Origin of the sequence: Vibrio sp. 10N.222.49.C12, assembly GCF_041475025.1 — a bacterium.
GTDB classification, from domain to species: domain Bacteria; phylum Pseudomonadota; class Gammaproteobacteria; order Enterobacterales; family Vibrionaceae; genus Vibrio; species Vibrio crassostreae_C.
In genome coordinates, this window is the sequence record NZ_JBFRVF010000081.1 from 1 (window position 1) to 13,242 (window position 13,242).

Annotated in this window: 16 protein-coding genes and 1 pseudogene; 9 read left to right on the forward strand and 8 right to left on the reverse strand. The window is 43.8% G+C overall.

The features are described 5' to 3' along the window. From AB4583_RS19370 to pnuC, 3 genes are all read right to left on the reverse strand, one after another. Positions 1-687 (reverse strand): Crp/Fnr family transcriptional regulator (locus AB4583_RS19370; RefSeq protein ID WP_372118891.1); only part of this gene is annotated, 687 nt, incomplete at its 3' end. 125 nt (positions 688-812) lie between these two features. Then, on the reverse strand, positions 813-1,541 hold the full coding sequence (locus tag AB4583_RS19375; protein WP_372118893.1) for a nucleoside phosphorylase: 729 nt from the start codon (positions 1,539-1,541) through the stop codon (positions 813-815). A gap of 8 nt (positions 1,542-1,549) precedes the next feature. Continuing rightward, on the reverse strand, positions 1,550-2,284 hold the full coding sequence (gene pnuC / locus AB4583_RS19380) for a nicotinamide riboside transporter PnuC (RefSeq protein WP_372118896.1): 735 nt from the start codon (positions 2,282-2,284) through the stop codon (positions 1,550-1,552). 364 nt (positions 2,285-2,648) lie between these two features. Between pnuC and AB4583_RS19385 the strand changes: the two genes are divergently transcribed. Next, entirely contained in the window at positions 2,649-2,852 is a 204-nt protein-coding gene (locus AB4583_RS19385; RefSeq protein WP_017059106.1) for a hypothetical protein, read from the forward strand. A 42-nt stretch (positions 2,853-2,894) separates the two neighbouring features. On the opposite strand, the pseudogene AB4583_RS19390 reads toward AB4583_RS19385, so the two are convergent. Together AB4583_RS19390 and AB4583_RS19395 are read right to left on the reverse strand one after the other, a co-directional pair. Beyond that, positions 2,895-3,023, reverse strand: a pseudogene (locus AB4583_RS19390) (ABC transporter substrate-binding protein); the annotation flags it as partial. Positions 3,024-3,057: 34 nt separating this feature from the next. Continuing rightward, positions 3,058-3,507, reverse strand: coding sequence for a PaaI family thioesterase (locus AB4583_RS19395; protein WP_372118898.1), 450 nt, complete (start codon positions 3,505-3,507; stop codon positions 3,058-3,060). A gap of 34 nt (positions 3,508-3,541) precedes the next feature. Between AB4583_RS19395 and AB4583_RS19400 the strand changes: the two genes are divergently transcribed. Then, positions 3,542-3,820, forward strand: coding sequence for a DUF134 domain-containing protein (locus AB4583_RS19400; protein ID WP_017057476.1), 279 nt, complete (start codon positions 3,542-3,544; stop codon positions 3,818-3,820). Between the two features lie 64 nt (positions 3,821-3,884). On the opposite strand, the gene nqrM is transcribed toward AB4583_RS19400, so the two are convergent. Both nqrM and AB4583_RS19410 read right to left on the reverse strand, forming a co-directional pair. Beyond that, on the reverse strand, positions 3,885-4,082 hold the full coding sequence (gene nqrM, locus AB4583_RS19405; protein ID WP_029235646.1) for a (Na+)-NQR maturation NqrM: 198 nt from the start codon (positions 4,080-4,082) through the stop codon (positions 3,885-3,887). Next, positions 4,079-4,525, reverse strand: coding sequence for a NifB/NifX family molybdenum-iron cluster-binding protein (locus tag AB4583_RS19410; RefSeq protein ID WP_372118902.1), 447 nt, complete (start codon positions 4,523-4,525; stop codon positions 4,079-4,081). Before AB4583_RS19410 ends, nqrM begins: the two co-directional genes overlap by 4 nt. 475 nt (positions 4,526-5,000) lie before the next feature. Between AB4583_RS19410 and AB4583_RS19415 the strand changes: the two genes are divergently transcribed. The 7 genes from AB4583_RS19415 to AB4583_RS19445 all read left to right on the forward strand — a co-directional run bounded on the left by AB4583_RS19415 (position 5,001) and on the right by AB4583_RS19445 (position 12,939). Then, the gene (locus tag AB4583_RS19415; protein ID WP_372118905.1) at positions 5,001-5,723 is read left to right on the forward strand and encodes a DUF1007 family protein; all 723 of its coding nucleotides are present in this window, start codon (positions 5,001-5,003) and stop codon (positions 5,721-5,723) included. A gap of 94 nt (positions 5,724-5,817) precedes the next feature. Continuing rightward, positions 5,818-6,915, forward strand: coding sequence for a nickel/cobalt transporter (locus AB4583_RS19420; protein ID WP_372118907.1), 1,098 nt, complete (start codon positions 5,818-5,820; stop codon positions 6,913-6,915). A gap of 489 nt (positions 6,916-7,404) precedes the next feature. Beyond that, entirely contained in the window at positions 7,405-8,922 is a 1,518-nt protein-coding gene (locus tag AB4583_RS19425; RefSeq protein WP_372118910.1) for an esterase/lipase family protein, read from the forward strand. A gap of 12 nt (positions 8,923-8,934) precedes the next feature. Continuing rightward, positions 8,935-10,929 carry a choice-of-anchor X domain-containing protein gene (locus AB4583_RS19430; RefSeq protein ID WP_372118912.1) on the forward strand — a complete coding sequence of 665 codons (1,995 nt, stop codon included), beginning with the start codon at positions 8,935-8,937 and terminating at the stop codon, positions 10,927-10,929. A 467-nt stretch (positions 10,930-11,396) separates the two neighbouring features. Then, a complete protein-coding gene (locus tag AB4583_RS19435) occupies positions 11,397-11,891 on the forward strand; it encodes a YcxB family protein (RefSeq protein WP_102393501.1) in 495 nt (164 codons plus the stop codon). Between the two features lie 79 nt (positions 11,892-11,970). Beyond that, on the forward strand, positions 11,971-12,696 hold the full coding sequence (locus tag AB4583_RS19440; protein ID WP_372118915.1) for a metallophosphoesterase: 726 nt from the start codon (positions 11,971-11,973) through the stop codon (positions 12,694-12,696). A 63-nt stretch (positions 12,697-12,759) separates the two neighbouring features. Further along, on the forward strand, positions 12,760-12,939 hold the full coding sequence (locus AB4583_RS19445; RefSeq protein ID WP_017059095.1) for a hypothetical protein: 180 nt from the start codon (positions 12,760-12,762) through the stop codon (positions 12,937-12,939). A gap of 179 nt (positions 12,940-13,118) precedes the next feature. Here AB4583_RS19445 and AB4583_RS19450 read toward each other — a convergent pair. Beyond that, positions 13,119-13,242: transposase (locus tag AB4583_RS19450; protein ID WP_137406502.1), on the reverse strand; the 124-nt coding region annotated here is incomplete at its 5' end.

Consider the following 13,242-nt stretch of genomic DNA (forward strand, 5'->3'; position numbering starts at 1 on the left):
GGGTTCATGGGGCGGATACTCAATAAAAGCTTGCAGTGCTCGCTGATCGACAATTTCTAACCCTTGATCTCCTTTTCTGATGAAACCCTTGTCTAATAGGTCTTTAACCGCTCTTCGATACACTCTGCTCGATGTACCAAATCGTTCTGCTTCTTGATTCACTTTATCGAAACCGCCTAACACAGTGTTAGTCTCGCTTTGAACCAATAAATCATACGCAATATTGTAGGTAATTGAGTGTAAAAGACGGTTAGTGTAAATACCCATAGAGTCTTGATAATCTTCCGCCAATGCAGAGGCAAAGAAGAACATCATCCCCGGATTTTCAAGTAGTGCTTCTGCTAATCTCTGAATGCAAATAACATCAACTTGCATGTGTTCATCAGCCACTACGTTCCACTGACAAGGGGTCTGCGTGAAAAACTCCATCTCACCGAAGATATGGTAATCACAATTCACTTCGCCCAATTGAAAGCGTCGCCCATTAGCCGCGGAAATACTCATAGAGACTCTTCCTGCGGGCACTACATAAAGATACTGAAGCTGCTCACCTTGACGTAGGATTTCATCATTTTGATTGAAGTAACGAGAGTTAACTTGGTGTTGGTAGATGAGATCTCTAAATTCAGAGCTTTTTTGTTCTAAGTAGTTTTTAAAGCGTCCGCTTGAGTATGGTGCAATCTTCATACTTACTCTCTCATTGCATTACTGCTGTTTATATTCAAACGATTGTAACCACTTAAACCACAGGAGAGAACCCAATAAAAAAGCGACGGTCTCCCATCGCTTTCGTCTTGCATTTATTCAGGCTCTTATTGAGTAATTAATGCTTCCAGTGCCGCTAATGACGCTAGCCGCTCTCCTTGCATCATTACCTCTGCCTCATCGACATATTGCCCAACGCCCTCCTTTACATCTTGTTCGTACAAGACAACATTGTTCAAGATAGAAGCGACATTAAGCCCTCTCAAGCGTCCAACGGTAAACAACGCGGATGTTTCCATGTCTGCACCTAAAATGCTTTTGCCATTCCAGTACTGACAAAGCGCCTGCTCGTCATCGGTATAAAAACTGTCGTGTGAGCGTACCGTGCCCAAATAGTAAGGTGTTGTTTGCTGCTGCAAGAACTTGTCTAGCTCTTTAAGCAGAGAGAAGCTTGCATAGGCGGGATACGACGGCTTAACGTAAGCGGTAGAACCACCCTCATCGCGAACCGCGCCCTCTGCAATAATTAGCTCACCAAGCCCGATATGTGACTGCATTGCGCCTGCAGAACCTACTCGGACAATATGAGTCACACCACAAAACTTAAGCTCTTCTACCGCAATGATCATTGAAGGTGCACCAATGCCCGTGCTGCAAACCGATATCGCTTTACCTTGATATTGACCAGTGAAGATTCGATATTCACGGTTTTCAGAGACCAGTTCAGCATGTTCAAGCAAGTTAGCGATTCGATTCGCTCTATCTGGCTCACCACAAACAATAACTAACGGAGCAATTTGCGTTTCATCAACGCAGATATGAGGTTGCTTTGCCATCTTCACTCCTAAGAAGCCGTTGCTTGAGTTAACGATTTATCACTGTTTCGTTTAGCTGTGCGTGCCCACTCACGAGTACCGTTTGCCGCAATAAACATTAAGATTGCGTATTGAACAGACATTGCGTACACACCCTGCGTCGCATAAATACCAACGCTGATAATGTTAATCACAATCCACAGTATCCAGTTTTCAACATACTTACGTGTCATAAGAACTTGAGCAACAATAGATAGAATGGTCATCGTGGCATCCCAGAATGGGAACGCATCCGGTTCAAGCACTGGCTCCGCTAAATCCGCACCAAATAGATTCAGGCTATCTACCGCGATGTTTGCTAGCGCAAAAAAGAATGGGTCGATGTACATAGTTAACAAAGCAATAGAAATCGCACACGCTACGGCCGTTGCTACTAGTTTATTTTGGCTCAACCAACGAACTTCTAGCGTTTCACCTTGCTCATTAGGACGTGTCCATGCGTACCAACCGTAAATGTTGGCGCAAAAGAAAAAGAGTTGTAGAAGTAACAGTCCGTATAACTGAATTTGGAAAAAGATAACCGCGAATAAGGTGACATTCAGCAATCCGAACAGGTAGTTAATGGTTTTTTCTTGGCTTGCAAACCAAATACACAACAAACCAAACACGGTGCCGAATGCTTCAATCCAGCTCATTGCGTAGCCATACCCTATTGGGATATTGACTAAAGTATTGTTGATATCAAGTAGAGCGAATAGGTCCATAGATGTGTCCTTTATTATTTGTTTTAGTGGCACCTATTTTATTGCGCCTCTCCAAATAAAAAGGAGGACATTTGTCCCCCCTAGAATGCATGCGATCATAAATCAGAATATTAAATCCGGAAAATCAATTTCACCGGAAGATGTCATAGCCCTCCCACAGTCTCGAACTCGAAACTCCAGCACCAGAACAGCCCCCTTCCAAAAACGAAATTTTAGCTTACTGGCTTAACGCCGATATCGCATTGACGGTTACGTTTGAGAAGCGCATGATTTTATTTCGAGCAGAATCGTTGTCTGGCGTGTTAACCGTGTAATCGCCCCAAAACTCGTTCTGTGCAACGTACTCAATTGAATGGCAGGTCACATGAATAAAGTAATTATGTTAGTAATGGGGCTGCTTTTTACCAGTCGATTGTTTGCCAGTATTGTTCCTCATGTTGGTCAACTTGAGCATGATGCGCCTATTCTCCTTCGCTCGGCATTGATTGTAGGGGTTGCGGCTTACGCGGTTTGGAGTGCATTTAAATACTTCAAAAAGATCAAGGCCTCAGATTCAGATCAACTGTAACGGCGAAAGTCCAAAAGCTTTTGAATATGCCTCTAATTTCGATTACTGATCTGCGAAATAATCGACCAAGATTTTACGCCACTTTCGTGACTCACGAATCTTCAACAGGGCGCGGTTAATCTCTTCTTCGTACACGTTATTTTCAGTGATTATGAAACCGTAGTTGGGCTTTTATAACTGATAAAACAACACCGCTATACCAAGCTTAAGTTTGATAGCTAGAAACTGACATAAACTGGCTTTGTGCCGACGAACATAACTTTCCGCACTGAGTAATTTGGCTTTCTAGGAAGTAGATATTACGTCTACTTTTGACCCACTGGGCACGAACTTCCAGTTCTTGACCAATCAAAATCGGATGGTGAAAACGAGAGGTTAAACTCACCGTCATCGCCTTGATATCATTCTGAAATAGACAATGTAGCATCGCGCTGTCATGCAGTGTGGTGACAATGCCGCCCTGCATCATGCCATCGTAGCCCTCAGCTTTATCTGTTGGTACAATCTTGGCTCTGGTTTTATATTTAGCTACTGCCTCATGCTTAGTTAAAGAGTCATGCTCGCCAATAGCTTCAAAACAAATGGCGCTGTCGTTGAAAAAACCTTGGCTGCACACTTGGCAACGCCGATGATTGTGTGGAATGAAAACCTTCATACTTACCTTTACCCATAGATTGCTAGAGATTGATATGGCTCGACCAAAAAAACATCGCCAGTTGTGTACCCGTGCGGCTTACTCTTGTTTTAAGCCCAATGGTGTTCCTATGGACGAGCTTCATAAAGAAGAATTGCTATTAGAAGAGCTCGAAGCCCTACGCTTGGCCGATCAAGAAGGCTTGAGCCAACTTGAAGCAGCTGAACAAATGCAGGTGTCTCGCCAAACGTTCGGCAACATCATCAAGCGTGCACGAGCTAAAGTCGCCAAGTGCATCGTCAATGGCCACGCATTGGTGATTCAAAGCAGTTAACTCACCTGTTAGCCAGAAGTTATTTAACTTAGCGAGCGAGAACTCTTGATGCTTAGCTCGATACTTAGCTTGATGGCTCAGTAATCTGATATAGCTTTCTACTTTGCCCTTCACACACATCCTCGCAATTGCATTCACGCTCAATATCTAACTGCGCCAATCCTCCACAACTGCCTTTGATTGGCTTGCGCGAAAAAATCACGCCTATCGCCATCAATGTAACGACTCCGACAAACCCCAATAGCGTCAACAAAAAGGTCATTTTCGAAACCCTCGAATAGCGCCTAACTGATTAGGGCGTGCCATTAGGATCGAAGCTTGTTTTTTGTGCCCTTTATCTCCGCACGTTTTACTGCTACACCCGCTATTTCTCGGCTCTCGACCATAATCGAGATCGTTCACTTCCCGTAGATTGTCGAAATCCAAAGTCCCGATTTCTGCCTTACCTGTCGATGCCAAGACTCGAATATCGTTATTGAACAAATGCGCCAACATCTTCTTCCCAATGTGACGAACCACCACAGATTTCACATCGTAAGAAAGGAGAACAGAGATCCATTGCTTCTTTTTATTGCAAGAGGTGTCGGACTCAATCAGAGGAACAATCTGTTTTATTTGTCGTTGTTCATCGACAATCGCGATCTGTGGGGAACGAGCAAAGTGGTTGCCAACATGAAGGCCGCGACAAGGTACTGCGTATAACATAGTAACTTCCTGTTATTTATGATCAGGAGTTCAGCATACGCCCCATTATTGGCATATGCCAATAACTATCATGTGAAAAATAAGATTTACTGGATCGATAACGAAGATCACAAGCACCCAGACTTACCGTCATCTTCAGCCTATCTCAGTTACCTTTCAAATAACCATATATACTAGGGGGTAGTATTTTTACTGGGGGTATTTTTTGCGTTGTTAATGCCTGTTATCAAGAGCCAAGCTCAAACCCATTACAAAAAGGCCTCGCACAACCGAGAGCTTAATCGACTATTCAACGTCACACACTAGTCTGAATAATGTCGAATTAGGGACCAATCAAAGATGTTTATAGGAAAAATAGGTTGGATTGAAAATCAAGAATTGCAGTCGGCTTCAATGTAAACAAGCTTATAATTTGAAGTGAACAACGCATCGGGTTGTTATAATATAACATCACACTAAATTACCATCATTTCTCATGAAACAGCCATTTATTCTAATCGATGTCATCAATCGCCTCTCCACACGCTATGTAAGCCGTTTCTCGACATGCTTTCGCTCTCTCAAGGGCTTGACTGTTGGCCTAGCATTATTGTGTTTTGCGCCAAATCTATATGCCCACCCTCACTCTTGGATAGAGATGAAAACTCATATTGAGGGAGAGAATGGCATGATCACCGGTCTCTCTATGGAGTGGTCTTTTGATGCAATGACCTCGATGTACATGTTGGATGGAGAAGACGTCTCTGCCGATACAGAAACTGAAACATTCAAAAAGCTCGCTGCGTCTGTAATCGAAAACATTATGTACGAGCACTACTTCACGTACTTTTATGATGGTGAAGATCCCATCAAATATCAGGTGGTTGAGAACGCAAAGTTTGAGCGTGATAAAGCCAAGATGGTTCTAACATTTGACCTACCACTTTCTAAACCTAAGCCTGTGACACGAAACTCGCTTCGCGTATTGATTTTTGACCCTAGTTACTTTGTCGACATGTCGTGGCTATCCAACAGCGACGTGACATTGTCACCTGAACTAGCAAGACAATGCCATTTAGAATTAATCGAGCCTAACCCGACGCCAGAGCAAATGAGTTATGCAATGTCTTTACCTGTCGATGCAGATCCAGATAACACGCTAGGCCAACTGTTTACACAATCGGTTGAGCTTCATTGTGCGGCGGTTCCCGCTTCTTAGTCGCAGTGATTCGTTTCAGCCTTTAAGTCAGCGTCTAGCTGATTAAGCATGGCAACTAATTAACAGAAAGATTTCAGATATAGGTTCTTGTTAAATGAAGAAAAATCAATCCAAAATCAATCACTACCTCATTGGTGCTGGCGCGTTCGTGCTTATTGCTATTGGTGCGTATCAACTGTGGTCCATGTGGCCATCGTTAGTTATCTCTAGCATTCAATGGCAAAGAGAAGTCAATTCAGAACTTGCAGACCTGCTCTATGAAGCTAAATCCAACCCTTGGGGCGCAGGCAGTTACCTTATCGGGTTCAGCTTTATCTATGGCATGCTTCATTCTTTGGGGCCTGGGCACGGCAAAGTTATCGTGTCGACTTACTTAGCGACTCACCCAACCAAAGCCAAGGCGAGTTTAGTGCTTACGGTCGTCTCCGCTTTTTTACAAGCATTGGTCGCAATCTTACTAGTAAGCGTGTTGCTGTGGGGCTTTAGTGCTTCCATGCGAGTAGTGAATGACAAAGCGAATATGTTTGTTTCATTAAGCTTTGCCTTAGTCGCGGTCGTCGGCGCGCTTATATGTTGGAAGGCTTTGAAAAACATCTACACCGCTATGCGTAAGCCTAAGCTGAAAGTGAAAGCCATCACTACACTCGCAACAGACACAGCTGCGACAATTTCAGCGCGTTCGCCAATGGCACTTCGTTCATCAATATCAGCCCCTTCTCCGATAATCGACGCTACTAGCACAATGCAAGCCGCAGCTAACACTCATGCAGCTCATTCTCATGCCGACTGTGGGTGCGGCCACCAGCATGTAGCCGATGCAGACGCAATCAACAAAGCCTCAACGCTCCGAGAATATGTTGGAATTATAGTGACGATTGGCGTAAGACCGTGCACCGGAGCCATCATGGTACTGCTTTTCGCAAACATGGTTGGCCTATATTGGATGGGTGTTGTCAGTGCTTTTGCCATGGCGATTGGTACTGCTTTCACAACCTCGACGATTGCTATAATGACACTAACAGGCAAGAACTTGGTAAAACGCTATTTGGCAGCAGGTAACAAGAATAACAGTGCTTCACTAAAAGCCGCAGGTCATTATTTACAGCTATTCGGTGGTGTTTTACTTGTCTTAATTGGCTTGTTGCTAATGAGTGGACAAGACAGCGGTATGTCGCCTGTTTTCACTATGTAGCGAACGATGTAATAACAAACCTCAGTTTATTGCGACCTTTACCATTTTTACTAAAAAACACTAGCCCTTATCTCTCAAATCTGAATTAACAGCCACATAATTTCTACTAACCTAACTTTGCACAGCCAGTTAGGTTAGTAGTCAGCCATTCAGAACAGCGCGCTCTATGTAGTTCTGTAACAAACCTACATCCAACTTTGATTTTCCTATTCTTAGCTACTCTTTCATAAACTAACTTAGATTGTTCTAACAATATTAGAGCACTATCCCCCTCCTTTTGAAAATAAGGACATAACTTCCGCAATCCAGAAACTGCGATCGCACTCTTCCTATTTTGAAAAAAAATAGAGCAGCAGTTTTATCAATTGAGTAACAAGCCGAAATTATACCCAATAAATTTCACATCAAACTCCAAGCCTTTACCTTACAACTACAGATAGAGCTTTCTTCAACCAAATTCTTGGATAACCTATACTCAAAGGTAAACAAATGAAACTATACATTCCGAGCGCCACGCTCAGTGTTTTGTTACTTTCTCCGAGTTTCGCGAGTGCCGAAGATATACCTGATTCACACGAATTGCGTAATTTTTCGATGCGCTCACAAAGCTCTGGGATAGCCCCACCGCAAGAAGTACTCGGCGTTTATGTTGTCAATTCTGGTCCTGGTCTGGATACCGGTTGTACCTATGCTTCTGGCGGACCTCTACTTATCTCTTTACCTGTTCCTATGGTCGTCAGCCCCAACGTTTTACAAAGTGACGGGAGAATTGCTCCGAGTAAACTGGGCGATATGCAGCAAAAAGGCGTTATCGGTTCTAACGCAAGGATCAGCATGCCGGTCTTCGACATAGACTCCAATGCCAACGTCAGTAATATTGCTCCAGAAATAGATGTCGTATCTTTTAACGGAAAGTCTTTAGGTACGCTGCAAGGCGCTGATAACCGCTGGACGGATACTAACCTTCAAGTCGATATCAGTGATATCAAGTTCGGCCAAAACAATGAGATTCGCGTCGATATTGATACTGGCAATACGGGAGACAACTGGTGTATGTCTGTCGATTGGGTCTCAATCGAGTTTGATGTTGCCATTCCTGTGATTCTTGCTCATGGCATTGCTGCACAATCAGACACTTGGGATGATGATACGGCTCCAGGCGTGCTTTCTACACTTGATGACTATGGCATTCGTTATACTCGTTTCTCTGCTGACAAAAATGGAACCACAGCGACTAACGCTAATATCTTGAACAACAAAATTCAGGGTTTTCTCGATGAGTTGAAATCCGACAAAGTTCACGTCATTGCACACAGTAAAGGCGGGCTAGATACCCAAAACCTCAAAGCACTTAGCCCTTCCTTTGAGATAACCTCCCTTTCTACTTTCTCCACACCTCACCTTGGTAGCGTCGCAGCAGATTTGTCGGTGATAAAAATGGACCACTACGCCGATATCTACAGTAACGTCAGTACCGATCCAAATAATTACGCTGGCAAGTACATGCAACTCCCAAATATTCCGTTTGCGGGTCCTAAAATGCCTGGTATCCGTGATCTAACAACGGATACAGCATCAAACGCGATCCAAATGCGTACTCGCGGCAATATTGCAAATACATTTTCTATTGGGGCAAATGCCGATCTCAACCAAGACGGTGTTATTGAGAAAGATCCTGATATCGTTGGCCTATTCCCATGGGGATCGCGTTGGGCAGGCGTTACCGCTTGGCAGGCGCTAAGAAGCTTTAGTTCTGCGGCCTACCTCGATACTCAAACTCAACCGGTCACAATGCCAAGTGTGCATGGACCACAAGCTCATCCAATCACCATAGTCAGTTACCAAGCCATTCAAACAGTACCGCAAGAAAATGATGTTGTTGTGACCTTGGCAAGCGCTAACCCAAGTTATACCAATGCATTGGGTAACGTATTGGCTAACCACTCAACAATGAAAACGGGACAAAACGTTGAACGTTTTCTACAACAAATTATTTCAATGCGCTAAGGAGTGGCCACAATGAAATTCATCAAGCAATTAGTGATGGTGTTCAGTCTTTTCTGTACCTTCATCACACCGGCTATCGCCAGTAATGCAATACCCGTTGGGATGAGTACAAGCACGACACTATCTCAACCAGTGACTAGTAACGATAACGAAGTCACAATGCTATTTACCATCGACAAAGCGGAAGCCCTAAAAGCAGAAATCATCGTGCCGTTGGATGATGCAACCGTATATTTAGTCAAGCCTAACGGGCAAGTCGCAACATCATCCAATGATGTGCAAGCGAACATACTTTCAGGTGACACACAAAGTCCGCCGCTACCGGGCAGCTATTTATTTTTGCCTGAAGTAACTAACCCTGAACCTGGCGAATGGAAGATCGTCGTTGATTTTCCAAACCCAAGTTACAACACAGTAATTATTGCTCAGGTTGCGATCCAATCCCCTATTGCGTTTGGCATGGCGATAGCTGTAAACCAATTTGTGGTCGGTGAACCAGTTCCCGTTTCTGCATTACTGACAAACAAAGGGAATCCAATCACAGGTGCCCAAACCAGCGCAGTGATCATTGATGAAGCTGGAATAAAAACACGCCTGACGCTTAAAGATGAGGGTGTCAATTTCGATGCTATTGCTAAAGATGGTGTCTACAGCAATATTTTCGTTCCACCCGCTGAAGGGGATTATCTAATTGAAGGCATAACGTCTTTTGAAGAATATGGAACAACTATCACTCGCCAGACAAGTAAAAAAATCCACGTACTACCCTCTGACATTGAATTTGTCAGCCTCTCACTCGCTCCACTGTTTTCCTCTGAAGGCTGTGTTATTGCCTTAGAGCAGCGCTTGGAACTTGATGTTAAATCCGCGGGGGATTTTGCCATTCATGGTTACCTCACCGATGGAATTGACGAGCTGAACACAAGCAAACGTCTGCAACTCAAACCTGCGAAGCAAATCGTCACTCTACAGTACTCAACTGAAGATATTTTTGGCGCGTTTGATTCAGCGTCTACTTTGACCTCCAACCCGACGATCATCTACGCAATCACTCAAGATGACATACGAATTTCAGCCCCTCGAATTCAGTTTGAAGAATTTATTGATTTAGCATCTTTTGAGCGTTGCCGCGAACCGATTGAAGTCACGGGGAGTTTAGTCACCACACCGACTATGTCGCAAGATGGAACCTACATTGATTCGCTGAGTTTTGAGTTTCCTATCCATGTTACGCGCAGTGGAACTTACACAGGTTCGGTAAATATCGTTGGTGCAGCCGGAGAGTATTTAGAGCTAGTGAGTTTCCAAGAACCGCTTGAGGCTGGCGAAAACGCCATCAAGTTTACCGTTCCTGGTGACACGTTTAAGCAAGCCGATGGTCCTTATGAACTGAACGCACTGCTAATCTACAGTGGCGTTGACTCCTATCGACAAGGAGTTCTCGGTCAAACTCCACCATACCAAGCCTCTGATTTCAGTCCGCCAGTGAATGTGACCCTCCCCTCTAACCTATTCGGTTTGGAAAGAGAAAACTGGCAAGCAACCCCGGCAACACAAGTCACGCAACATCGTGTCGGTGGTTACTTGAGAGCGGGGGCTTCAATCCCATACGACTACGAAACACTAGCGAGTTTTGACTTAAGTGAGGTTCGAGGGAAAATCAAACAGGCTACGCTTATTGTTGACTTCGGAGATTCAACCCTTCAATTTCCATTCAACAATGTGACTGCGCATATCGTTAATCAAACTTGGTCTCCAAACACACTGGATTACGACACGTTCTGTGAGTCTTTTACAATATGTGCAGCATGGAGTAATCCACTCACTACATTCAACAACGTAGAAGCCGGTCAAACGCTTAGGTTTACCAACTCAAAACTATTAGAAGCATTAAATGAGAAGAGAGTGTCTGGGTTGAACAAACTAGATATTGCTCTTACCTCTTCTCCCTATGAAAGAAGTTTCTTCATTAACGTTAAGCAGGTGTCATTATTCATCGAGTACTGATCCTAAAACTGAAATAGAATAAGGCCATGCCCAAGGTATCGCTTTGGGTATGGCCTCTCAGAGTGAACGGTGATGAACCTTGCAAGCTTCATATATTTATTCTGTTAGAGCAGACTATGCCAGCCCCTCAACAGTAGTGATAAAGCACGCTAATCACTATAGACTCCATCAACCAACAAAATGAGATCGAAGTTTTATCCAAAAAGGCCAGTAGTCCCAACAACCGGGTGACTCCACAGGTCTATCCATCCCATCACCAATTTTTTAGGTGACTTTAAAGATGCCCCTACACTAGTCTGATAGCTAAAGTTAGAATAGACCCGTTAAGTATCATCGATTTACAAAACAGAGCCAAAATATCTAAATAAAAACAGTGAGAAGCGATACAATAATCAAGTTGCAAAATTGCAGCGTGGGACACCTGCCCACTGACAGCCCATTCACAGAGAACCATAAAGTAGCCTCACATGTCTAAAGAACCCGGTTTCACTACAGAATACAAACTCGACAAGACGTTTTTCGCGGAGTGTTATGATCAAACTAGCCTTCCGACTCAATTTCCAAAAGCCTACTTAAAAGGAATACTGTTTCTTATTTTTGGTGTGGTTCTACTGGAATTTGAACTATTACCTAACGGCTATGTTGGCTGGTTCTTTATTGTTTTGAGTGTGATTGAAGCATTCAGTGTGTACTGCAAAAGAACCTGGTGGTTATGGCGACAAAAAATCAGCTCAGGCGCAGGCAGCAAAATTGTCGTTCAAGGTGACGCTAACGGAGTAAGTTACAAAAACCACAAAGCGACCAACACCATCGCGTGGAGTGACATCGACCAACTTGAGCAGACCGATCTTGGTTTTATCCTGCATATCGGTAAACAGCGCCAATATGTGAGTAAATCTTGTTTAAACGATGAAGCTATTGCCTTCATGATTGAACACCACGCCGCATCAAAAGCGAAATAACACCAATAAATGCCTGCTGATTTAGCAGGCATTTTTCTATCACTTTTAATTCTACGTATCGAATTACCGGGCAATAACAATGAATACCGTGTACCAAATCAGTGATTGCCACCTTTCCGATGAATCCAGCTATGAGAACCTGCGCAGAGCACTGGAATACGTCAACAAAGACACGGCATGCAAGACCATCTTTCTGACTGGTGATATTTGTTGTAACCCTAAGTCTGGCGACTACGTTCGATTAGAGGCATTCATTAGGCAACACATTAGCGACCAATCCATTTACGTGATTGCGGGTAATCATGATGACTCTCGCTTAATGCGCACAGAGCTAAAAGGCTCGACGATTTATGTCACCGACAAAGCCACCATCGGTGAACGAGAGTTTGTGTTCCTAGACTCAAGCTTCAAGCCGCTAGACAGCCGCCACCCACTTGGTTCAGGGCGTATTGATAACCGCGGCATGGCTCAGCTAAAACAACAATTGAGAAAGGCCAATGATCCTATCGTGGTTGTTCACCACCCTGTCATTCCAGTCGGTGCAGATTGGATGAAAGCGATCCGCCTAGAGAACGATACTGATGTGATGAAAGTGCTTCGAAAATATCGCGTTCGTGACGTGTTCTGCGGTCATGGCCATGATGAAATAACAGCGACACAGCAAGGCATAACTCAATATATGGCCCCGTCGACAGCCTATGGCTTTGACCACTCGATCAATGAATACAATCGCAGCGAGAAGATAGGATTAAGTCGAATCTCGTTCTGTACTGATTCCATCAACTACCACGCTGTCTATTTTTGAACCCTATCTTACTGTCTTAAACCTCATAGATTAGCTTTCAAATAAACCAAACTATATAGAGCTATGCCAATAGAAGAGGCTTGCGGCGATTCAATTTATCAATCTGTGATTGAAGCCCACAACCCAACTTCCACAACGGGTCAACGTTCAGTAGAAGAAATTACCTGGTTAGCACTGATGACTGTAAAACAAATGCACGATTTAGTTCGGCGCAATCTCGAAAACGAAGAGCTCGAAAACTAAAAGTTTGAAAAAGAATTATCTAGAAAACAGAAAGCTTGAAAGCTGAATACGTAGGATTATCGCCCCACTCTCACAAGTGACCAGAGCCTTGCAAACGTTATTACCCTAAGGTTTGCTAGCAAGGTCTTTGTGATTGATAATAAAAGCAATATAGGCGCAAGTTAGCGCTTTTTTATGGTTCATCGCGGCTTTCCGGGGAAAGCCGCTTTTATCTTCAAGAAGAAGTAGTCGGTATCTCGATACCCATACCCCATTCGCTTGATTAGCTTTATCTTGTTGTTTATCCCTTCTAGGGTGCAGGTG